Consider the following 20,522-nt stretch of genomic DNA (forward strand, 5'->3'; position numbering starts at 1 on the left):
GTAAAAAGGCCGTCACAAGGACGGCCCCGGCAAGCGGCGATGCGCCGTGGACTCAGGGGCGCAAGGCCCGGGCCACGCGCAGGCAGTGTGCGACCTGGACCGTGATGGGACGGGGAATCGGCGCTTCTCCGCGCAGGGCGGCGGCGATCCAGGCCGCGGTGGTGGCGGCGTCGCGCGCCTCCGGCACCTCGGCCAGCTCGTCGGCCGGCGCATCGCGCTCGACGAGCAAGGTCCGCTCGCCGCCGTGGAACCAGTCGATCTGCTGGGCACGGTGCGGATTGGCGACGGTCTCCCCTTCGGTGCCGCGCATCAGGAAGGCGTCGCCGCGCGCCGCTGGGGCGGCGGTCGTGAAGTAGGCGGCCAGGGTTTCGAGATACTCGGGATGGGTGTAGGAGACCAGGCGCAGGGCCGGCCCATCGAAAGGCTGCAGGATCTTGACCAGGGTGTGGGTGGAATTGCGCACGCCCAGGATGCGGCGCAGCGACAATTGATGCGCCAGCTCGGGGGCCAGGCGTTCGATCGGGATGAAGGCCGGGCGGCCGCTCGCCATTGCCTCGAGGATGTCGTTCGAGGTGTCTGCCTCGGCCAGGCCCAGTTCGGCCAGGATCTCGGCCGTGGTGATGCGCCCGGGATCGTTGCGCACGCCATGCACCAGGGTCGGCACGCCCTCGCGCGCCAGCAGCAGTGCCAGCAGCGGCGTCAGGTTGGCCAGCTTGCGCGCGCCGTTGTAGCTGGGGATCAGGACCGGGGCATACGGGCCTGGCGGCGCCGGCAAGGGAGCGAAGGAATGTTCCGCCGCATCCATGAAACCGGCCAGCTCCTCGACGGACTCGCCCTTGATGCGCATGGCCAGCAGGATGGCGCCGAGCTCCAGGTCCGAGACGCGGCCGTCCAGCATGGCCGCATACAGCGCCCTGGCATCTTCGCGCGACATGCTGCGCGCGCCTTTCACGCCGCGGCCGATTTCCTTGATGAAGGGCGCGGCGGCAATTCGATCGATATTCTTGTCCATGGCATGAGCATACAACGCGTTGAAAAATCGCGCCCTGATGTGCAGTTGCAGCAATTTCGGTCTACACTGGAGCGTCCATCAGACACTATCGCATCATGATCAACACCCCAGCCATCGAAAATACCAACGTCAGTTCCTTCGCGCGCATGCCGACGCCGACGGAACTGCATGCCACCCTGCCGCTCACCGACCGCGCCTTCGCCACCGTCATGGGCGGCCGCGAAACGCTGCGCAATATCCTGGATCGCAAGGACAAGCGCCTTTTCGTGGTCGTCGGGCCCTGCTCGATCCACGATCCGGAAGCGGGCCTGGATTATGCGCGCCGCCTGAAGGCGCTGCAGGCCGAGGTGGCCGATACGATGGTGCTGGTGATGCGCGTGTATTTCGAGAAGCCGCGCACCACCACCGGCTGGAAGGGGTATATCAACGATCCCTTCATGGACGACTCCTTCCGCGTCGACGTGGGCATGGAACGCGCGCGCCGCTTCCTGCTCGACGTCTGCGAGCTGGGCCTGCCCACCGCCACCGAGGCGCTCGACCCGATCTCGCCGCAATACCTCGGCGATTTGATCGCCTGGACCGCCATTGGCGCTCGGACCACCGAATCGCAGACCCACCGCGAAATGTCCTCGGGCCTGTCGACCCCGGTCGGCTTCAAGAACGGCACCGACGGCGACGTCAGCATCGCGATCAATGCGGTGCTTTCTTCCGCCAATCCGCACGCCTTCCTCGGCATCAATGGCCAGGGCAATGTGTCGATCGTCCGCACCAGCGGCAACGCCTACGGCCACGTGGTGCTGCGCGGCGGCGGCGGGCGCCCGAACTACGATTCGGTGTCGGTGGCGATCGCCGAAGCGGCGCTCAAGAAGGCGGGCCTGCCGGCCAACCTGGTGGTCGATTGCTCGCATGCGAACAGCTACAAGAAGCCGGAGCTGCAGCCGCTGGTCATGTCGGACGTGATCCAGCAGATCAAGCATGGCAACGGCTCGCTGGTGGGCGTGATGATCGAATCGAACATCGTCAGCGGTTCGCAGGCGATTCCGGCCGACCTGTCGCAACTGAAGTACGGTTGCTCGGTGACCGATGGCTGCATCGGCTGGGAAGAAACCGAGGCGATGCTTCGTAGCGCGCACGCGGAATTGCTCCAACGCCCGTAGGGTGGTCGGGTTTCCCGACCGCGCGTTCAAATCACGCATGAATTGACGTTTCGTCCATTCTTACGCTGGCTGAACGCGCGGACGGCGAAGCCGTCCACCCTACGCTACAATGGCGGATTCCGCTTTACCTTTCTCTCCCATGATTGTCCTCGGCGTCGAATCCTCCTGCGATGAAACCGGCCTGGCTCTGTACGACACCGAGCGCGGCCTGCTGTCCCATGCCCTGCACTCGCAGGTGGCCATGCACGAAGAGTATGGCGGCGTGGTGCCGGAACTCGCCTCGCGCGACCACATCCGCCGCGCCCTGCCGCTGCTGGAGGAAGTCCTGAGCCGCGCCGGCATCCCGGCATCGAACATCGACGCCATCGCCTACACCCAGGGCCCGGGCCTGGCGGGCGCCCTGCTGGTCGGCTCCTCGGTGGCCTGCTCGCTGGCCCTCGCCCTGGACAAGCCGGTGCTCGGCGTGCACCACCTGGAAGGCCACCTGCTCTCGCCCCTGCTGGCCAGCGAACGCCCGGAATTCCCCTTCATCGCCCTCCTCGTCTCGGGCGGCCATACCCAGCTGATGCGCGTGGATGGCGTCGGCAGCTACACCCTGCTGGGCGAAACGCTGGACGATGCGGCCGGCGAAGCCTTCGACAAGTCGGCCAAGCTGCTCGGCCTCGGTTATCCGGGTGGCCCGGCGATCTCGCGCCTGGCCGAATTCGGCGACCCAAGCGCCTACACCCTGCCGCGCCCGATGCTGCACTCGAAGGATTTCAACTTCAGCTTCTCGGGCCTGAAGACGGCGGTGCTGACGGTGGTGAAGAACCACAACGAGGCGGTGGCGAACATCTGCGAGCAGGACAAGGCGAACATCGCGCGCGGTTTCGTCGACGCCATCGTGGAGGTGCTCACCGCCAAGTGCGTGAACGCGCTGAAGCACACGGGCCTGAAACGCCTGGTGATCGCGGGCGGCGTCGGCGCCAACCGCCAGCTGCGCGAATCGCTCAATGCGGCGGCCGCCAAACGCAAGTTCAAGGTCTACTATCCCGAACTGGAATTCTGCACCGACAATGGCGCCATGATCGCCTTCGCCGGCGCCATGCGCCTGGAGCGCAATCCCGCGCTGGCGCAGCGCGATTACGCCTTCAATGTGCGTCCGCGCTGGCCGCTCGACGAGCTCGAAGCCGCCTGATTCTCTGCTGAAAACCTTGTTAGCACAATTGAACTTGCAAGCCTGACATCGATCCTACCGTGTGACCGCCCCATGCCAAACAGTGGCAATATCCGGCGGTAAAGTTTTACGGAGGTAGGTGCAATGCGCGTTGTAAGTTGGAATATTCACTGGGGCTGTGGGAAGGACGGACGGATCCGCATCCATGCGATCATCGACGTCCTGCGCCGGCTGAATCCGGATGTCGTCTGCCTGCAGGAAGTGGCGGCGAATCATTCGGAACTGGATGGCGGCGCCACCGCCAACCAGTTCAAGCAGCTGGGCGGCGCCTTCGGCGGCTACCACATGATGGAACATGCCCCGAGTGAACTCTACAAGAACAACTCGCCGCGCCTGTTCGGCAACCTGATTCTCTCGAAGTACCGCATCTCGCAGGTGCACCGCCACCTGCTGCCCTGGCCTGCCGACCCCGGCAATCCGGCCGGCATGCCGCGCGGCCTGATGGAAACCGTCATCGATGCGCCCAGCGGCAAGCTGCGCCTGATGACAACCCACCTCGAGTATTACTCGCCGCTGCAGCGCATGGCGCAGGTGCGCCGCATCCGCGAGCTGCACATGGAAGCCAGCAGCCGGGCCCGCATCTTCCAGCCCGACCCGAACCTCGACGCGCCCTACCAGCTGGGCTTCCGGCCGGCGTCCGCCATCCTCTGCGGCGACTTCAATTTTGCGCCGGACGCGGAAGATTATGCGGCGCTGCTGGCGCCGATGGAAGGCGGGGCGCCCGTCTTCCAGGATGCCTGGCGGGTGGCGCACGGCACGGTCGCACGTGCGCCGACCACCGGCCTGCACGGCTACCCCTGGCCGGAACGGCCAGAGTGCTATGACTATTTCTTCGTCACGGAAGACCTGGCGCCGCGCGTGGCCACGGTCGATGTGCAGTCCGAGACCGCGGCCTCGGATCACCAGCCGATCGTGCTCGACCTGAACTGAGTCAGCCAGGCTGGGGCGCGTCGCCGCGCGCGGCGATGTCGCGCAGGGCCTGTTCGAACACTTCCGGCGGCTGGCCGCCCGAGATCAGGTGGCGCTGGTTGATGATGATGGCCGGCACCGAGTGGATGCCGGCGCGCTGGAAGAACTGCTCGCGTTCGCGCACCTCGTCGGCATAGGCGTCGGACTGCAGGATCTGGGCGGCGGTGTCGCGGTCCAGGCCGACGCGCTCGACGGCGCGCAGCAGCACGTCATGGTTGCTCGGGTCTTCGCAGCGGGTGAAATAGGCTTCGAACAGCGCCAGTTTCAGGTCGCGCTGCTGGCCTTCCTCCTCGGCCCAGGACAGCAGGCGGTGGGCGTCGAAGGTGTTGTAGATGCGACCGCGCCGTTCCATGTCGAAAGTAAAACCGACGCTAGCTCCGCGCTGACGGATCATCTCGCGGCTATTCGCCTGCTGCTCGGCCGTGGCGCCGTATTTTTCCGTGATGTGCTCGACGATGTCCTGGCCGTCCGGGCCCATGTTCGGGTTCAGTTCGAAGGGCTGGAAGTGCAGGTCGACGGTCACTTCGCCGCCCATGCGCAGCAGCGCCGTTTCCAGCGACTTGTAGCCGATCGCGCACCACGGGCACGAGACGTCCGACACGAAGTCGATCCTGAGTTGCTTGGCCATTGATGCCACCTTTCAATTCATTGCAGGCACGGACTGTGCCAGGTGGCGTAATGGTAACGCGATGTGCGTTTTGACGTGGCGCGCCGGCTATTTCGGCGCGCCAGGACCCGCGGTGCTATTTCTTCGCAGCGCCCTTGGCCTTGCTGCCGATCTTCGATTCCTTGCCGGCGATCAGGTTCGAGATGTTCGCGCCATGGCGATACAGAAGCAGCGCGCTCATCACGACGACGGCGAACAGGATCTCGTCCGCGCCGAACAGCAGGCCGTAGTAGAAGGGCGCGAACACCGAGGCGATCAGGGCCGCCAGCGAGGAATAGCGGAAGGCGTAGGCGACGATCAGCCAGGTTGCGAGCGTGGCCAGGCCGAGCCAGACGTTGATGCCCAACAGCACGCCGAGCGCCGTCGCCACGCCCTTGCCGCCCACGAAGCGGAAGAACACCGGCCACAGGTGGCCCAGGAAGACCGCGATGGCCACCAGGGCGATGCCGCCCTCGTCGAGGCCGTAAGACGGGCCGAACTTGACCGCCAGCCAGACCGCGAGCCAGCCCTTGGCGGCATCGCCGACCAGGGTCGCGATCGCGGCCTTCTTGCTGCCGCTGCGCAGCACATTGGTGGCGCCCGGGTTCTTGGAGCCGTAGGTGCGCGGGTCGGACAGGCCGAAGGCGCGGCTCATCACAACGGCGAAGGAAATCGAGCCGATCAGGTAAGCGGCAATGGTAGCGATCAGGGTATTCATCACGTCTTTCTAGTGGTCTCTTGCTTGTTCTTATAAGTACATATGCTCGGGCGCTCGGGACTATACACCATTAGCCTAAGTACTCGACAAGAAATAAATGTGAGTTTTGGCAAACAGGACCGGATGCGGTGCAAGGCGGCGAGTGCGCCGCAGTGCGAGCACTGCAAGCAGGAGCCAACGCAGCAACGCGCCGGTTATGGCAGCCAAAAACACATTTATTTCAGGGCGAGTACTTAGCCCTCAGGAAGCTCACTCGACCAGCGCGCACTGCACCGCCCGTGCGCCCAGTACGCCGGTGAGGACGGCCGGGTCGATGCCGATCAGGTAACCGCGGCGGCCGCCGTTGATATAGATTTTTTCCAGCCCCAGCACCGATTCCTCGACGTAGACCGGCATCGCCTTGCGGATGCCGAAGGGCGAAGTGCCGCCGACCAGGTAGCCCGAATGGCGCTGCGCCACTTCCGGTTTGCAGGGCTCGACCGACTTGCAGGGAATCGCGCGCGCCAGGTTCTTGGTCGAGACCTTGCGGTCGCCATGCATCAGCACGATCAGCGGGCGCGCGGCCTCATCCTGCATCACCAGGGTCTTCACGACATGGTGCTCAGGCACGCCAAGTTCGCGCGAAGAAACTGACGTGCCGCCATGTTCTTCATAGTCGTAGGGATGTTCCGTGAAACTCACGCCATGCTTGCGCAGGAACTGCGTCGCGGGTGTCTCGGACACGTGCTCTTTCTTGGCCATGCGTGGTACGCTAAAGACGAATATAAGGGGTTTCTATTATGCAGCAAGAAATTCGCTTTGCCACCTTCAATACCTATAACCTGGCGCCGCCCGGCATGCGCTGCTACGAGAACCTCGAGCCCTGCACGCCGGAGGAGTACGAGGCCAAGCTGCAGTGGACCGCGCACCAGATCGACCTGCTCAATGCCGACGTGATCGGCTTCCAGGAGATTTTTTCGCAGGCGACCTTGCGCGAGGTGCTGTCGCGTACCCGCCGCTTTCGCGAAGCGGTGCACCTTGGCTTCGATCCCGACCCGGAAGCGCCGCGCCTGACACCGAGCGTGGCCCTGGTCTCGCGCCTGCCGGTCGTGAGCCATGCGCGGCCCCTGACCATGTTCCCCGACAGCGTGGCCATGCCGCCCGGCAGCCGCGACCCGGACCGTTTCACGCGGGCGCCGCTGCATGCCGAAGTCGAACTCGCGCCCGGCATCGTCATCGATGTCGTGGTCGTGCACCTGAAGTCGCGCCGCCCTGACTACCGCGCCAGCGATACGGGCGAAGACCCGAACCTGTATGCCCTCGCCTGCCTGCGCTCCCTGATCCGGCGCGGCACCGAGGCGACCGCCCTGCGCGTCCTGCTCACCGACATGGCGCGCGAAAAACAGCGCCCGCGCATCGTGCTGGGCGACTTCAACGACGTCGCCGATTCCGTCACCACCGAGATCGTGCTGGGCGAAGGTGCGCCGCTGGCCGAACGCATGTTCGACGCCGCGCGGCTGCACATGCACCAGGATAATCTGCGCAGCGTGGGGTTTTCGATCGTGCACGAGAGCCGGCACTCGACCATCGACCATATCCTGGTGTCGCAGGAATTCAATCCGGTGCTGCCGGATGCGATCGGGGAGGTGGTCGACGTGGTGTACCTGAATGACCACCTGGACCTGGGGCTGCCGGAAGCGTCGGACCATGGGCAGGTGCTGGCGCGGATTCGCCTGTATCCGCCAGCGGGGCGCTTCGACGGTGGTCTAGATTAAGCTGGCGTCAGGAAAGGCGAACACCTGCTGCCGCGTTTTCTAATCGTAGGGTGGGCAAGTTCTTGCCCACACGGTCAAACCAGGTATCTTGGCCCGACATTCAAGATGGCGCCGGCCCGAAATCCGGCCTGCTGCTCGCGCCCGCCGCATAAAAACCCTGGTACTGGTCGCAGCCGTGTTGCTGCAGGAAGCGCAATTGTTCCGCCGTTTCCACGCCTTCCGCAATCACGCGCAGGCGCAGGCTGCGGGCCACGGCGATGATGGCGGGGATCAGGGCGGCGTCGACCGGATCGTGCTCGATGTCGCTCACGAAGCTGCGGTCGATCTTGAGCTTCGACAGCGGATAGCAGCGCAGGGACGACAGGCTCGAGAGCCCCGTGCCGAAGCGGTCGATGGTCAGTTGCACGCCGCGTGAACGCAACGCTTCCACGATGCCGTCCAGGCCCGCGTCGCCGCGCATGATCGCCCCTTCCGTGATTTCCAGGTCGAGACATTCGGGCGCCAGGCCGGACTGCGCCAGGGCCTCGTCGACGGTGTCGAGCAGGCGTCCGTGCAGGAACTGGACGTCGGACAGATTCACCGCCACCGTCACGTCGTGACCCTCGTCGCGCCAGGCGCGCGCCTGGCGGCAGGCTTCACGCAACACCCAGTCGCCGATGGGCACGATCAGCCCGCACTCCTCCGCCACCGGCAGGAAGTCATGCGGCAGCAGCAGGCCGCGTTCGGGATGGCGCCAGCGGATCAGGGCTTCGACGCCGATCACGCGGCCGCTGCCGACCTCGAGCTCGGGCTGGTATTCGAGCAGGAATTCTCCGCGATCGAGGGCCTGGCGCAGGCGTTGCTCCAGCACGCCCCGCTCGAGCACGCGGGCATTCATCTCGGGGCTGAAGAAGCGGAAGCTGTCGCGCCCGTTCTGCTTGGCGTGGTACATGGCGACGTCGGCGTGGTGCATCAGGGTGTCGACGTCCGTTCCGTCGGTGGGGCAGATGGCCACGCCGATCGAGGCCGACAGCGTGAACAGGCTCTCGCCCACCTCGACGGGCCGCGCCACCGCCTGCATGACGGCCTGCGCCACATGGGCGGCCTGGTCGGCGCCGCCGATGTCGGCCAGCAGCACCACGAACTCGTCGCCGCCCAGGCGGCTGATGGTGTCGACCCGCCGTACGCAGCCGCGCAGGCGCGCCGCGACCTCGCGCAACACGGCGTCGCCGGCCTGGTGGCCATTGTTGTCGTTGATGGCCTTGAAGCGGTCGAGGTCGAGGAAGAGCACGGCGAAATTGTCGCGCTGGCGGCGCCAGGTGGCCAGTGCGTGGTGCATGCGGTCGAGGAAGAGCGCGCGGTTCGGCAGGCCGGTAAGCGGATCGTGCTCGGCCTGGTGGCGCACCCGGTCTTCGGCCCGCTTGCGCTCGCTGATATCGGACAGCATGGCCATGTAGCTGATGGCCTCGCCACGCGGATCGCGGATGGTGGTCAGGGCCACCCAGGCCGGGTAGCGCTCGCCGTTCTTGCGCATGGCCGCGACCTCGCCCTGCCAGTGGTCGTTGCCGTCGAGCTGGGACCAGATGCTTTCGTAAAAGCCGGTTTCAGTCTCTCCCCAGGGCAGGCTGGCGAGCGTGGCCCCGACGATGTCGGCGGCGGCGTAGCCGGTAATGGTGGTGAAAGCCGGGTTGACCGCCTGCACCCGGTATTCGGCATCCATGAGGATCATGCCCTCGTGCGCGTTCTCGAACACGCGCGCGGCGGAGGTGAGGTTTTCCTCGACCTGCTTGCGACCGGTGATGTCGACCTCCATGCAGAACACCTGCTGGGTGGCGCCCTCGCGCTTGACGGGAAAATGGTTCGAGTGCAGCCACAGGCGCCGCCCGGCAGCGGTTTCGACATGCCAGTCGCGCGGCGCGGGCGCGCTGCCCTCGCGCCAGATTTCGGCGATGGCGGCGTCGAATTCGGCCTGGCGCTCGAGGTGGGAGACGAGTTCGCGGAACGGCCGTCCCAGGGCATGGCTGGCCGGGATGCCGAACAGCTGGGCGCAGGCATGGTTCCAGAAGCGGACGATGCCGCGGGCGTCGACCGAGTGCACGGCGACCGCCGGCGCCAGCTCGATGGCCGTTACGAAGCGGTACAGCCAGTCCAGCGCTTCACGGCCGGGGCTATCGCTATGGAAGCCACCGGCCTGGCCCTCGCTGCGTGCGACAGGCTCCGGCCGGCCAGGATCGGCCGCGCCGCCGGGCGTGCCCGGCCGGCCGGTCTGACCCTGCGTGGAATCGTTCACAGGAAAAGATCCTTATCAAGAAGAAAGCATCGTGAGTACGATGACAATCCCCTTATTCTTTCCCTTCTTCCGGCACACCCTTTGCGGGCACGCAAACGGGCCGGTAGCCCGCATTTCGTCGCGCATTTCTGCATTCCAGACCCGCCGCGCGGCCGCCTGTCGCAAGCCGGTGGCGGCGCATGGCGCACACGCCTACAGTGACACCATGCGCAAGGAGCTCCATCTTGCATTCAAGACGGAGCCCGCGCGCCCACTTTTACCCGCCGCGGCGCTCAGGCAAGCGGCGGCGGATGACTCAGGCGGCGCCCTGTGGCGCCGCCTCGTCTTCCGCGTCAGCGGAGGACTCGCCATCCTGCCCGCCTGCACCGCCATCCTGTCCTTCCGGCGCCGTGTGTTTCGCTTCCTGCTTGCGCCGCGCCTTTTCCTCGGCCTTGCGCTTCTTCTCGAGTTCCCGCTGCCGCTTTTCGTACTGGAAGTTTGTCTTTGCCATGTTTACCTCGTTACGAGCTCTGCCAATTGAAGAAGGATGTCCACTGCCGTACTGCACGGCCATTATGGACGAGGGAATGCGCCGCGGTTTGAATTAACCCCGCGGGTGGTGCTGGGCGTGCAGGTGCTTGAGGCGCTCGCGCGCAACATGCGTGTAAATCTGTGTGGTGGAAATATCTGCGTGGCCCAGCAAGAGCTGCACCACGCGCAGGTCGGCGCCATGGTTCAGCAGGTGGGTAGCGAAGGCGTGGCGCAGGGTGTGCGGCGACAGCGGCCCCTTGATGCCGGCCTTCAGTGCATGTTTCTTGATCAGGATCCAGAACATCTGGCGCGTCATCGGCCCGCCGCGGCCGGTCACGAAGAGCGCGTCGTCGATCTGCCCGTTCAGGATGATGCCGCGCGCATCTTTCAGGTAACGCTCCAGCCACAGCCTCGCCTCCTGTCCGAACGGCACCAGGCGGGTCTTGCTGCCCTTGCCCGTGATGCGCAGCACGCCGTCGTTCAGGCTCACTTCGACCAGTTTCAATGCCACCAGTTCCGACACCCGCAGGCCGCTGGCATACATCAGCTCCAGCATGGTGCGCTCGCGCAAACCCAGCGGCGTCGATATATCGGGGGCGGCCAGCAGGGCCTCGACCTGGCTTTCGCTCAAGGTATGGACGAAGCGCAGCGGCTGCCTGGCCGAGGCCATCTTCAGGCAGGGGTCTTGCGCGATCTGGTTGCGGCGCAGCGCCAGCCCATAGAAACGCTTGAGCACCGACAGGCGCCGGTTGGCCGAGCTGGGGCGGGTGTCTTCGTGGCGCTCGGCGAAGTAGGCGGCGATGTCCTCCGGCTGCACGGCGAGCAGGCTGGGCCGCTCCGGCCGTTTGAGCTCCAGCCAGCCGGCGAAGAGCTTGAGGTCGCGGCGATAGGCGTCGAGCGAATTTTTGGCCAGCCCCTGTTCCAGCCAGAGGGTGTCGCAGAACTCGTCGATCAGTCCCAGATCGATTGCTGCTGCCATGGGGATGCGGTGGCGCCTTCATGGCGCAGCAGCCAGCGCTTGACGGACAGGTGGAAACCGTTCTCGTCGTCCTGGTTCGAGAAGCCGCCCAGGCCGCCGGATGCGGTGACGCGGTGGCAGGGAATGATCAGGGGGAACCAGTTGGCGCCGCAGGCCTGGCCGACCGCGCGCGGGGCCGAACCGATGGTCTTGGCGAGCTGGCCATAGGTCTTGACGCTGCCGCGCGGGATGCTCGAGATCTCGCTCCAGACACGACGCTGGAAATCGGTGCCGGCCTCGAACAGGGGCAGGTCGAAGTGAAAATCGGGGTCGGCGAGATAGCGGGCGACCTGCTCCGCGGCCTGGGCGGCCACCTCGTTGTCGGCCGCCTTTTCTTCGAAGGATGGCGGCAGGTAGACCAGCTCGCGCACCCGGCCTTCGAGCGTACGGATGCCAAGCGCGCCGAAGGCCGCCGGCACGATGGCGTTGAACAAAACCTGGTCTGTCTTCATGCCCTCATCTTAACCGCTGGGCGGGACCCTAGGGAAGCACTGATCTATTCATGGCTGCGGCCTCGACCACGAGAAAATGCACCCTGCTGCGTTGTAAATCCTCGCGATACCACCTGGTATCGCTGCGGTTGAGCGCGGCCGGCCAGGCCTTGCCGGGCACATTTTTCGTGATCGATTCCTGCACGCCAGAATAAATCAGTGCTTCCCTTGCCACCTCTTTCGGGGCATAGCGGGGACGAAAAAAAAGCGCACTCAAAGGTGCGCTCCAATTCGGGTCACGTCCCCGGCCGTTTAGCAGTGCTAACGGCTTCTGTAAAACGTGTGTCTCCTCGATTTGTCTCCGGTATGGATTACCGTGATTTTATCTATGCTCCCCAAAACCGTGTGTGTTCTGTTCGCGTACGCACCATGTAAGTGCGAGAAGGCCCCATCATAACGCAAGCACATGCGTACAAACGTATCTTTTTGACCACATTCCCGAAAATTATTTTAATTATGAAGAAAACGCATGAGCGTTCGCGTCGTGTGTCATCTTCATGTCATCGGCCACTTGCTTCGCGCCGGATCGCCTGCACCACGTCTTTACCGATGCGCTCTTCCATCCGTGCATACACGGGCGCCATCGCCTTGCGCCATTCAGCCTGCTGTTGCGGGCTGAGCGTATGGATGGTGGTAGTGCCCGCGCGGCGGATCGCTTCCAATGCTTCGTCATTGGTACGCTGGGCAATGGTTTTCTCGTAGGCCGTCGCCTCCGCCATGGCGCGCGCGAGGATGCGGCGGGTGCCGGCCGGCAGGCCGTCCCAGAACTTCTTGTTGACGATGACGGCATAGCCCAGGTAGCCATGGTTGGACACCGTCAGGTGCTTCTGGGTTTCATGCATGCGCTGGGTGTACATGTTCGAGGGCGTGTTCTCGGTGCCCTGCACCACGCCGTTGCGCAGGGCGGGCGCGGTTTCCGAGAAGGCCAGCGCGAGCGGCTGGGCGCCGAGCGCGCGCATCTGCTCGTCCAGCACGCGCGAAGACTGGATGCGCATGCGCAGGCCGCGAAAGTCGGCGGGCGCGAGCAGCGGCTTGTTGGCCGACATGATCTTGAAGCCATTGTCCCAATAGGCCAGCCCGGTAATGCCCTTGGATTCGAGCTTGCGCAGCAGGCTGCGGCCGATGCGTCCCTCGGTCACCGCGTACAGCGCCTGCTTGGAGGGGAAGATGTAGGGCAGGTCGAAGGCTTCGAATTCCTTCACGCCCAGGGGCGAGAACTTGGCCAGCGAGGGCGCCAGCATCTGCACCGCGCCCAGCTGCAGGGCCTCGAGCTCCTCGCGGTCCCTGTAGAGCTGGCTGTTCGGGTAGACTTCCACCTTCACCTGGCCATTGCTCATCTGCTCGGCCAGCGCCTTGAAGCGCTCGGCGGCGCGGCCCTTCGGCGTGTCGGGCGCGACCACGTGGCTGAACTTGATGACGATCGGTGCAGCGGACGCGTTCGGCGCATTGCGCGACTGTGCCAGGGCGCCGGGGCTGGAGGCGAATCCGGCGCAGGCAAGCAGCGCCGCGGCCAGCAGGGGAAATCGCATGAGGTTTCGGTCTTCCTGAAAACAATGGGAATAAGATGATCCCAGTCTGCGCGCACCTGGATGGGTGCACCATCGTGGACATCCACAATCGCTCGACAGTGTAAGGTATATGCAGCCTCGAATGACATTTCCCTGCGCCCAGCAACGGGCAGCCCAGCCCGGGGCCGCCCAGCGTGCGCGTTCCTGGCGCTGGCTGGTGCCGGTGCTGCTGGTGCTGCTGTTCCTGGCGGTGCTGGTCTGGCTGCCCTGGCAGGCGCGCCAGATGGAAGCCACCGAGCGACAGGAGCAATTGATTGCCGATACGCTCTGGGTCGAGCAGACCCTGCGCTTCGAGCTGGCGCGCAGCGAGGAAGCCCTGGCCGGCCTGGGGACCGACCTGGTCACGCGCCCGCCCTCCCCCGCCGCCCTGCAGGCGCGCTTCCAGCAGATGTTCAACAATGGCCACGAACTGATCCGCGTGGTCTGGTACGACGCCGAGGGCAAGGTCCTGGCCAGCCACGGCCTGGAACCGCCCGCCGCCCTGCCCGCGCCCACCCAGCTGGCGGCCGAGGTCGCCGCCGGCACCCGTGGCGGCCGCTACAGCGAAGTGTATGGCGCGACGGCCGCCACCTCCGGCGTGCTCGACTATGTGCTGCCGCTGTATGCGAAAGGGCGTCCGGCCGGCCGCCTGGTGGCAACCTACAGCCTGCAGATCCTGCTCGACGAGACCGTGCCCTGGTGGTTCGCCCAGGACAATGCCCTGACCCTGCTCGACCGCGACGACCAGCCGGTGGCGCGGCGCGCGGCCGGCGGCCCGGGCCGCGGCGTCTACACGCACCGGCGCGAGCTCGACCTGCCGGGCGCCCTGGTCATCCTGTCCACCGACAGCACCAAGCGCGCGCCGCAGCTGCTGCCGAACCTGCTGGTGGGCTCGGTGATCGTGCTGGCCCTGGGCCTGGTGCTGAGCCTGGGCGCCCTGTGGCGCCACATCTCGCGCACCCTCGCCGCCGAGAGCGCGCTGCGCCAGCAGATGGCCTTCCGGACCGCGATGGAAAATTCCCTGATCACCGGCCTGCGCGCGCGCGACCTCGAGGGGCGTGTAACCTATGTCAACCGCGCCTTCTGCGAAATCGTCGGCCACCCGGCGGAGGAGCTGGTGGGCAAGAAGCCGCCCATGCCCTACTGGGCGCCGGAAGCGATGGCCGAATACGAGGAACGCTTCCGTGGTGTGCTGGCGGGGAATGTCACCCCGCAGTTCGAAACCGTGTTCCAGCGTCCCGACGGCGTGCGGGTGCCGGTGCTGGTATTCGAAGCGCCGCTGGTGGACGCCGACGGCCGCCAGAGCGGCTGGATGAGCTCGATCCTCGACATCACCGACCGCAAGCGCGTCGAGGAACTGAACCGCCAGCAGCAGGCCAAGCTGGAAGCGAGCGCGCGCCTGGCCACCATGGGGGAAATTTCCTCGATGTTGGCGCACGAACTGAACCAGCCGCTGGCGGCGATCTCGAGCTACACGGCGGGCGCGCTCAACGTGCTGGAGCGCAGCAGGCAGTCGGGCGAAACGCTCAATGGCGGCATGCTGCGCCACGCGCTGGAGCAGGCGCGCCAGCAGGCCCAGCGCGCCGGCCAGATCATCCGCAGCGTGCACGAATTCGTCAAGAAGCGCGAGCCGCGCCGCGAGCAGGTGACGATCCGCAGCGTGATCGACGGCGTGCGCGCCCTGGTCGAACTGCAGGCGCGCCAGGCCGGCGTGGTGCTGCGCGTCGAGCTGCCGCCCCAGCTGCCCGCCGTGCTGGCCGACCGCGTGATGCTGGAGCAGGTGCTGCTCAATCTCACGCGCAACGCCATCGAGGCGATGCAGGACACGGCGCCCAACCAGCGCGTGCTGCGCATCGCCGCCGCCGTCGTCGAAGACAAGGTCGCGGTGTCGGTGATCGACCGCGGCCACGGGATTCCGGAAAACGTCGCGGCCGGCCTGTTCGAGCCCTTCTATTCGACCAAGGCCGAGGGCATGGGGATGGGTTTGTCGATCTGCCGCACGGCGATCGAATTCCACGGCGGGACCCTGAGCCATGCGCCGAACCCGGGTGGCGGCACCGTGTTTACCTTTGCCCTGCCTTGTCATACAGGCCAAGCGGCGGACGGGACGCTGGGCTAAAATCCCCCCTGCACACAACAACGCGGGCACACCCCGACAGGACGGAGACCACATGCTGCACATCGTCGACGATGAAGACGTCATCCGCGACGCCCTCGCCTGGCTGGCGCAATCGCGCGGCCTGCAGGCGTGCGGCCATGCCGGCGGCCAGGCCTTCCTCGACGCCGTGGGCACGCCCGATCCGGAAGGCGACTGCGTGCTGCTGGACGTGCGCATGCCGGACATGAACGGCATCGCGGTATTCGACCAGCTGGTGGCGCGCGGCCTGCTTTCGCGCCTGCCCGTGATCTTCCTGACCGGCCACGGCGACGTGCCGATGGCGGTCGACTCGCTCAAGCGCGGCGCCTTCGACTTCTTCGAGAAACCGTTCAACGATAATGTGCTGATGGACCGCGTCGAGGAAGCCCTGGCGGCCTCGCGCAAGGCGGCCGGGGCGGCAGCCGTGCAGGCGCGCCTGGCCACCCTGTCGGCGCGCGAGCGCGAGGTGCTGGACCTGATCCTGGCCGGGATGATGAACAAGGTCGTGGCCGATAAACTCGGCATCAGCATGCGGACGGTGGAGGTGCACCGCGCGCACATCTTCGACAAGATGCAGGTCAAAACGGCCGTCGAATTGGCCGGTCTTTTAAAGTAGGGTGGACGGGGGAATTTAGTCCAGTGGACTAAATTCCCGTCCGCGCGTTCAACCACCCGGCGAATAGTCGCGCCGCATCTGTTCACAGGGGAGTTGAACGCGCGGTCGGCGAAGCCGACCACCCTACTTTTTGCATGCATGCAAGCGTCCCTGCCCTTTGCACGAAGCCTTGTAAAATCAGGCTGAACGCCTCGCCGCACTACGCCGCGAGCAATTGCATTTAGGAATACTCATGAACGAAAAGACTGTCGCAGACAAAATGTTCCTGAGGACGGCTAAATCGATGCTGATCCTCAATGGCCAGGCCAACCCGGGTGTGGCGGCGCAGATGCCCGCCGAGATCGTCAAGGAGGGCGACGGACCCTTCGACGTCATCCTGCTGTTCGCCCTGAACCGCAAGGAACTCGAACAATACCTGCCCGCCGCCAAGGAGCGCCTGGGCGACAAGGGCTCCCTGTGGATCGCCTACCTCAAGCAGACCGCCTCCAAGGCAACCGACATCAACCGCGATTCCATCAACGCCTATGCCAAGGAAAACGGCATTACCGGCGTGGCGATGATCTCGATCGACGGCGACTGGTCAGCCCTGCGCCTCAAGCGCATCGAATAGGAACGAAACGTCCACGCCGTGGCGCGCCAGCGCCCATCGCACGTGCTCGCGCACCAGGCTTGATGGATGCGCGGCGCGTGCGCGCAGCGCGGCAACGATCGCCTCGCCATCCGCGCCATCCTTTCCTGCCGCATTGCCCAGCCCGACCGCCAGGTTGCGCAGCCAGCGCTCGTGGCCGATGCGACGGATCGGACTGCCCTCCATCCGCCGGTTGAATTCGTCCTCTTCCCAGGCGAACAGCGCAATCATGCCTGCATCGCCCAAGCCATTTCTCTCGTCGAAATCCGGCAGCGCGGCACGCTGCGCGAACTTGTTCCATGGGCAGGCCAGCTGGCAGTCGTCGCAACCGTAGATGCGGTTGCCGATCAGGGGCCGCAGCGCTTCCGGGATGCTGCCCTTGAGTTCGATAGTGAGATAGGAAATGCAGCGCCGCGCATCCAGCCGGCCCGGGCCGAGGATGGCCTGGGTCGGGCAAGCGTCGATGCAGGCGCTGCAGGCGCCGCAATGCGCGCCCGTGGGCGGGTCGACCGGCAATGGCAGGTCGACCAGGATTTCGCCGATGAAGAAGGTCGAGCCGGCGTCGCGCGCGAGCAGCAGGGTGTGCTTGCCGCGCCAGCCCAGGCCGGCCTTTTCGGCCAGCGGGAGTTCCATCACCGGCGCCGAATCGGTAAACACGCGGTAGCCGAGTTCGCCCGCTGCCGCCTTGACCCGCTCGGCCAGGGCCTGCAGGCGGTTGCGCAGCACCTTGTGGTAGTCGCGGCCGCGTGCATACACCGAGACCACGGCAGCGCCCGGCTCGAGCTGGCGCGCCCGCTCCTGCTCGCGCCAACCGTCGTCCCGGCTCATGGGGAGGTAGTCCATGCGCGCCACGATGGCGCGCACCGTCCCCGGCACCAGCTCGTCCGGCCGCGCACGCTTCATGCCGTGGCTTGCCATATAATCCATCTCGCCGTGATAACCGGCGTCCAGCCAGGCCTGCAGGCCGGCTTCCGCATGCGCCAGGTCGACGTCCGCGATGCGCACGTCGGCGAAACCGAGTTCGCGTCCCCATGCCTTGATGGCGCGGGCAAGTTCTGGCAAGTCAGGGGGTTTTGGCAACATGGCAGGATAGAACGAGGCGGCATCACCAGCCGCGATTTAACACGCTATTTTATTCGATGCAGCCTTTCAAAGCCTATCTGCCCGACGAATCCGCCACCATCGCCCTGGGGCAGGCGCTCGCGCGCGCCCTCCAGCCCGGCCTGGTGATCTACCTGCATGGCGACCTCGGCGCCGGCAAGACGGCGCTCACGCGCGCCCTGATCCAGGCCAGTGGGCACACGGGCACGGTCAAAAGTCCGACCTACACCCTGTCGGAACCCTACCGGGTCACGATCGATGGCAAACCTGGCAACATCATCCACTACGACCTCTACCGGATGTCCAGCCCCGAGGAATTCCTCGACGCGGGCTTCCGCGACGACTTCGACGGACGCAATGTCTGTATCGTCGAATGGCCCGAAAAGGGCGAGCCGGTGTTGCCGCCGCCCGACGTCCGGGTGTTGCTTAGCGTCAGTGGGCTCGGCCGTGAGGTAGAATTGCAGGCGTTGTCTCAATTGGGCCTGCTATGCCTCGACCGTCTCGCCTACGCCCCGCCCCCCTGACTCCCGGTTCACCGCACCGACGCACCCTGCTCAAGGCCGGCGGCACCCTGCTGCTGTCCGTGTTGACGCCGCTGCCGGCCAGCGCCACGCAGATCATGGCCGTGCGCGTCTGGCCTGCGCCCGACTACACCCGCGTCACGCTGGAAAACGACAGCGCGCTGAAAACCACGCACTTCCTGGTGCCCGATCCGCCGCGCCTGGTGGTGGACATCGACGGCCTGGTCCTGAACAACACCCTGAAAAGCCTGGTGGCCAAGGTCGAACCGAACGACCCCTACATCAAGCAGGTGCGCGTCGGCCAGAACCGGCCGAACGTGGTGCGCCTGGTGTTCGACCTGAAGGAAGAGATCAAGCCGGAAGTCTTTACACTGGCGCCGGTGGCAGGCTACCAGCACCGCCTGGTCTTCGACCTGTATCCGCTCAAGCCCGTGGACCCGATCGCGGCCATGATCCGCAAGGGCGAGTGGACCACCGACGACACCCCGGCTGCGGCCGCGAGCAGCGCCAACCCCGCCTCGCCCCTGCCGGCCACGCCGCCGGCCCAGACCGAGGTCGTTCCGGACGCCATCGCCAAACTGGAATCCGAGATGTCGGCCCTGAACGGCACGCCGCCGTCGCAGCCGGTCCAGCCGACGCCAGGCAGGCAGGTCGCCAGGGCGCCCGCGCAGAAAGTGGTGCGCATGGTGACCATCGCCCTCGACCCCGGCCATGGCGGCGAAGATCCGGGCGCCATCGGCGCCACCGGCGCGCGCGAAAAGGACATCGTGCTGGCGGTTGCCAAGCGCCTCAAGGCGAAGCTCGAGCAGCTGCCCAACACGCGCGTGATGCTCACCCGCGACGGCGACTACTTCGTCCCCCTCGGCCAGCGCGTGCAGAAGGCGCGCCAGGTGCAGGCCGACCTGTTCGTGTCGATCCACGCGGACGCCTGGATCTCGCCGACGGCGCGCGGCTCCTCGGTCTTCGTGCTGTCCGAGAAGGGCGCGAGTTCCAGCGCGGCGCGCTGGCTGGCGAACGACCAGAACAAGGCCGACCTGATCGGCGGCGCCAACGCCGCGGTGCAGGACAAGGTACTCGCCAGCGTGTTGTTCGACCTGTCGACCACGGCCCAGATCAACGACAGCCTGAAGGTCGGCAAGGCCGTCCTGAAGGAGATCGGCGGCATCAACCGCCTGCACAAGGCGGCCGTCGAGCAGGCCGGCTTCGCCGTGCTCAAGGCGCCGGACATCCCGTCCATCCTGGTCGAAACCGCCTTCATTTCCAACCCCGACGAAGAGGCGAAGTTGCGCGACGACGGCTACCAGAACCAGCTGGCCGACGCCATCACCAAGGGCATCAAGCGCTACTTCGCCGACAATCCACCGATGGCCAAGAGCCGCCAGACCTGATATCGCCCATGACCCACGCCACCGCCACCACCTTCGGGCAGCTGCCCGCCATCCGCATCGCGGCGCCCGACGGCGCCCAGGCCATCGTGACGCTGTACGGCGCCCACCTGGTCTCGTGGACGGGGGCCGATGGCAACGAAGGCATGTTCCTCAGCACGCAGTCGGCGATGGACGGCAGCAAGGCGATCCGCGGCGGCGTGCCGGTGATCTTCCCGCAGTTCGCGGAACGCGGCGCCGGCATGCGCCATGGCTTTGCGCGCGTGAGCACCTGGGAACTGGCCGGCAGCGGCCTGGACGGCGGCACGGCCTGGGCCGAATTCGCGCTGGCGCCGCGCATGCTTGCCGAACCTGTCCGCCAGGCCTGGCCGCATGACTTCGCGCTGCTGCTGCGCGTGGCGGTCTGCGCCAACGAGCTGGCGATGACGCTCACCGTGCGCAACGAGGGCAGCATGCCCTTCCCCTTCTCCGCGGCCCTGCACACCTATTACCTGGTGCCGGACGTGTGCGAGGTGCGCATCGAAGGCATTTCCTCGGACGAGATCTCGATCATCGACAAGCTCGACAAGGTCTATCCTCACGTGACGGGACGGGCCACCCTGGCCACCGGCGAACGCACGCTGTTGCTGGAACAGGGCGGCTTCCTGGACGCAGTCGTGTGGAATCCGGGGGCGCTGGATACCGCGGCCCTGTCGGACATGGCGGACGACGAGTACAAACGCTTCGTGTGCATCGAGCCGGCCCTGCTCGAGCCGCATACCCTGGCGCCGGGCCAGGCCTGGACCGGAAACTACCGCGTCAGCTGAACGGCGCCGGCCGGCGGGCCG

General features: G+C 66.0%; 21 protein-coding genes. 10 read left to right on the plus strand and 11 right to left on the minus strand.

Going from position 1 to position 20,522, the window contains the following annotated elements; translation table 11 throughout:
• Positions 1-52 precede the first annotated feature (52 nt).
• Positions 53-1,012, minus strand: a complete 960-nt coding sequence (ybiB, locus tag NX780_RS13445) for a DNA-binding protein YbiB (RefSeq protein WP_258828374.1) — start codon at positions 1,010-1,012, stop codon at positions 53-55.
• A 98-nt stretch (positions 1,013-1,110) separates the two neighbouring features.
• Here ybiB and NX780_RS13450 point away from each other — a divergent pair, with 98 nt between their 5' ends.
• From NX780_RS13450 to NX780_RS13460, 3 genes are all read left to right on the plus strand, one after another.
• Positions 1,111-2,169 (plus strand): 3-deoxy-7-phosphoheptulonate synthase, encoded by a 1,059-nt coding sequence (locus tag NX780_RS13450; protein ID WP_258828435.1) that lies wholly within the window; start codon positions 1,111-1,113, stop codon positions 2,167-2,169.
• 139 nt (positions 2,170-2,308) lie between these two features.
• Positions 2,309-3,346, plus strand: a complete 1,038-nt coding sequence (gene tsaD, locus NX780_RS13455) for a tRNA (adenosine(37)-N6)-threonylcarbamoyltransferase complex transferase subunit TsaD (protein ID WP_258828375.1) — start codon at positions 2,309-2,311, stop codon at positions 3,344-3,346.
• Between the two features lie 123 nt (positions 3,347-3,469).
• The gene (locus NX780_RS13460; protein WP_258828376.1) at positions 3,470-4,315 is read left to right on the plus strand and encodes an endonuclease/exonuclease/phosphatase family protein; all 846 of its coding nucleotides are present in this window, start codon (positions 3,470-3,472) and stop codon (positions 4,313-4,315) included.
• Position 4,316: 1 nt separating this feature from the next.
• Here the strand turns inward: NX780_RS13460 and NX780_RS13465 are convergent, their stop codons facing one another.
• From NX780_RS13465 to ybaK, 3 genes are all read right to left on the minus strand, one after another.
• Positions 4,317-4,982, minus strand: coding sequence for a DsbA family oxidoreductase (locus NX780_RS13465; protein WP_258828377.1), 666 nt, complete (start codon positions 4,980-4,982; stop codon positions 4,317-4,319).
• 115 nt (positions 4,983-5,097) lie between these two features.
• A complete protein-coding gene (plsY, locus tag NX780_RS13470; RefSeq protein ID WP_258828378.1) occupies positions 5,098-5,718 on the minus strand; it encodes a glycerol-3-phosphate 1-O-acyltransferase PlsY in 621 nt (206 codons plus the stop codon).
• 249 nt (positions 5,719-5,967) lie between these two features.
• Positions 5,968-6,459, minus strand: coding sequence for a Cys-tRNA(Pro) deacylase (gene ybaK / locus NX780_RS13475; protein WP_258828379.1), 492 nt, complete (start codon positions 6,457-6,459; stop codon positions 5,968-5,970).
• A 38-nt stretch (positions 6,460-6,497) separates the two neighbouring features.
• On the opposite strand from ybaK, the gene NX780_RS13480 reads away from it, so the two are divergent.
• Complete coding sequence (locus tag NX780_RS13480) at positions 6,498-7,472, plus strand: endonuclease/exonuclease/phosphatase family protein (RefSeq protein ID WP_258828380.1); 975 nt, start codon at positions 6,498-6,500, stop codon at positions 7,470-7,472.
• Between the two features lie 100 nt (positions 7,473-7,572).
• Here the strand turns inward: NX780_RS13480 and NX780_RS13485 are convergent, their stop codons facing one another.
• The 6 genes from NX780_RS13485 to NX780_RS13510 all read right to left on the minus strand — a co-directional run bounded on the left by NX780_RS13485 (position 7,573) and on the right by NX780_RS13510 (position 13,289).
• Positions 7,573-9,741, minus strand: coding sequence for a putative bifunctional diguanylate cyclase/phosphodiesterase (locus tag NX780_RS13485; RefSeq protein WP_258828381.1), 2,169 nt, complete (start codon positions 9,739-9,741; stop codon positions 7,573-7,575).
• Between the two features lie 295 nt (positions 9,742-10,036).
• Positions 10,037-10,231, minus strand: a complete 195-nt coding sequence (locus NX780_RS13490) for a hypothetical protein (RefSeq protein WP_258828382.1) — start codon at positions 10,229-10,231, stop codon at positions 10,037-10,039.
• Positions 10,232-10,324: 93 nt separating this feature from the next.
• Complete coding sequence (gene xerD / locus NX780_RS13495) at positions 10,325-11,230, minus strand: site-specific tyrosine recombinase XerD (RefSeq protein WP_258828383.1); 906 nt, start codon at positions 11,228-11,230, stop codon at positions 10,325-10,327.
• On the minus strand, positions 11,203-11,721 hold the full coding sequence (locus tag NX780_RS13500) for a methylated-DNA--[protein]-cysteine S-methyltransferase (protein ID WP_258828384.1): 519 nt from the start codon (positions 11,719-11,721) through the stop codon (positions 11,203-11,205). The genes xerD and NX780_RS13500 overlap by 28 nt, the downstream gene beginning before the upstream one ends.
• 28 nt (positions 11,722-11,749) lie before the next feature.
• The gene (locus NX780_RS13505) at positions 11,750-11,977 is read right to left on the minus strand and encodes a hypothetical protein (protein ID WP_258828385.1); all 228 of its coding nucleotides are present in this window, start codon (positions 11,975-11,977) and stop codon (positions 11,750-11,752) included.
• Between the two features lie 283 nt (positions 11,978-12,260).
• Entirely contained in the window at positions 12,261-13,289 is a 1,029-nt protein-coding gene (locus tag NX780_RS13510; RefSeq protein WP_258828386.1) for a TRAP transporter substrate-binding protein, read from the minus strand.
• A gap of 121 nt (positions 13,290-13,410) precedes the next feature.
• On the opposite strand from NX780_RS13510, the gene NX780_RS13515 reads away from it, so the two are divergent.
• The 3 genes from NX780_RS13515 (at position 13,411) to NX780_RS13525 (ending at position 16,670) form a co-directional block, all read left to right on the plus strand.
• Positions 13,411-15,426 carry a sensor histidine kinase gene (locus tag NX780_RS13515; protein ID WP_258828387.1) on the plus strand — a complete coding sequence of 672 codons (2,016 nt, stop codon included), beginning with the start codon at positions 13,411-13,413 and terminating at the stop codon, positions 15,424-15,426.
• 52 nt (positions 15,427-15,478) lie between these two features.
• Positions 15,479-16,060 carry a response regulator transcription factor gene (locus NX780_RS13520; protein ID WP_258828388.1) on the plus strand — a complete coding sequence of 194 codons (582 nt, stop codon included), beginning with the start codon at positions 15,479-15,481 and terminating at the stop codon, positions 16,058-16,060.
• 283 nt (positions 16,061-16,343) lie between these two features.
• Positions 16,344-16,670: a DUF3052 family protein gene (locus tag NX780_RS13525; RefSeq protein ID WP_258828389.1), complete on the plus strand. Its 327-nt coding sequence runs from the start codon at positions 16,344-16,346 to the stop codon at positions 16,668-16,670.
• Here NX780_RS13525 and queG read toward each other — a convergent pair.
• On the minus strand, positions 16,641-17,771 hold the full coding sequence (gene queG / locus NX780_RS13530) for a tRNA epoxyqueuosine(34) reductase QueG (protein ID WP_258828390.1): 1,131 nt from the start codon (positions 17,769-17,771) through the stop codon (positions 16,641-16,643). The genes NX780_RS13525 and queG overlap by 30 nt on opposite strands.
• A 56-nt stretch (positions 17,772-17,827) precedes the next feature.
• Between queG and tsaE the strand changes: the two genes are divergently transcribed.
• Genes tsaE through NX780_RS13545 form a run of 3 tightly spaced genes read left to right on the plus strand, consistent with a single transcriptional unit; the run spans position 17,828 to position 20,501 of the window.
• Complete coding sequence (gene tsaE, locus NX780_RS13535; protein ID WP_258828391.1) at positions 17,828-18,313, plus strand: tRNA (adenosine(37)-N6)-threonylcarbamoyltransferase complex ATPase subunit type 1 TsaE; 486 nt, start codon at positions 17,828-17,830, stop codon at positions 18,311-18,313.
• Positions 18,277-19,698, plus strand: coding sequence for an N-acetylmuramoyl-L-alanine amidase (locus NX780_RS13540; protein WP_258828392.1), 1,422 nt, complete (start codon positions 18,277-18,279; stop codon positions 19,696-19,698). The genes tsaE and NX780_RS13540 overlap by 37 nt, the downstream gene beginning before the upstream one ends.
• A gap of 8 nt (positions 19,699-19,706) precedes the next feature.
• Positions 19,707-20,501, plus strand: coding sequence for a D-hexose-6-phosphate mutarotase (locus NX780_RS13545; RefSeq protein WP_258828393.1), 795 nt, complete (start codon positions 19,707-19,709; stop codon positions 20,499-20,501).
• Positions 20,502-20,522: the final 21 nt, after the last annotated feature.

The organism is Massilia agri (genome assembly GCF_024753255.1).
Classification (GTDB): domain Bacteria; phylum Pseudomonadota; class Gammaproteobacteria; order Burkholderiales; family Burkholderiaceae_D; genus Telluria; species Telluria agri.

Excerpts from the sequence above, each read along its gene's own strand:
- ybiB (WP_258828374.1), bottom strand. The coding sequence starts at position 1,012 with ATGGACAAGAATATCGATCGAATTGCCGCCGCGCCCTTCATCAAGGAA.
- tsaD (WP_258828375.1), top strand. The coding sequence starts at position 2,309 with ATGATTGTCCTCGGCGTCGAATCCTCCTGCGATGAAACCGGCCTGGCT.
- NX780_RS13460 (WP_258828376.1), top strand. The coding sequence starts at position 3,470 with ATGCGCGTTGTAAGTTGGAATATTCACTGGGGCTGTGGGAAGGACGGA.
- NX780_RS13465 (WP_258828377.1), bottom strand. The coding sequence starts at position 4,982 with ATGGCCAAGCAACTCAGGATCGACTTCGTGTCGGACGTCTCGTGCCCG.
- plsY (WP_258828378.1), bottom strand. The coding sequence starts at position 5,718 with ATGAATACCCTGATCGCTACCATTGCCGCTTACCTGATCGGCTCGATT.
- ybaK (WP_258828379.1), bottom strand. The coding sequence starts at position 6,459 with ATGGCCAAGAAAGAGCACGTGTCCGAGACACCCGCGACGCAGTTCCTG.
- NX780_RS13480 (WP_258828380.1), top strand. The coding sequence starts at position 6,498 with ATGCAGCAAGAAATTCGCTTTGCCACCTTCAATACCTATAACCTGGCG.
- NX780_RS13490 (WP_258828382.1), bottom strand. The coding sequence starts at position 10,231 with ATGGCAAAGACAAACTTCCAGTACGAAAAGCGGCAGCGGGAACTCGAG.
- xerD (WP_258828383.1), bottom strand. The coding sequence starts at position 11,230 with ATGGCAGCAGCAATCGATCTGGGACTGATCGACGAGTTCTGCGACACC.
- NX780_RS13500 (WP_258828384.1), bottom strand. The coding sequence starts at position 11,721 with ATGAAGACAGACCAGGTTTTGTTCAACGCCATCGTGCCGGCGGCCTTC.
- NX780_RS13510 (WP_258828386.1), bottom strand. The coding sequence starts at position 13,289 with ATGCGATTTCCCCTGCTGGCCGCGGCGCTGCTTGCCTGCGCCGGATTC.
- NX780_RS13515 (WP_258828387.1), top strand. The coding sequence starts at position 13,411 with ATGACATTTCCCTGCGCCCAGCAACGGGCAGCCCAGCCCGGGGCCGCC.
- NX780_RS13520 (WP_258828388.1), top strand. The coding sequence starts at position 15,479 with ATGCTGCACATCGTCGACGATGAAGACGTCATCCGCGACGCCCTCGCC.
- NX780_RS13525 (WP_258828389.1), top strand. The coding sequence starts at position 16,344 with ATGCTGATCCTCAATGGCCAGGCCAACCCGGGTGTGGCGGCGCAGATG.
- queG (WP_258828390.1), bottom strand. The coding sequence starts at position 17,771 with ATGTTGCCAAAACCCCCTGACTTGCCAGAACTTGCCCGCGCCATCAAG.
- tsaE (WP_258828391.1), top strand. The coding sequence starts at position 17,828 with ATGCAGCCTTTCAAAGCCTATCTGCCCGACGAATCCGCCACCATCGCC.
- NX780_RS13540 (WP_258828392.1), top strand. The coding sequence starts at position 18,277 with ATGCCTCGACCGTCTCGCCTACGCCCCGCCCCCCTGACTCCCGGTTCA.
- NX780_RS13545 (WP_258828393.1), top strand. The coding sequence starts at position 19,707 with ATGACCCACGCCACCGCCACCACCTTCGGGCAGCTGCCCGCCATCCGC.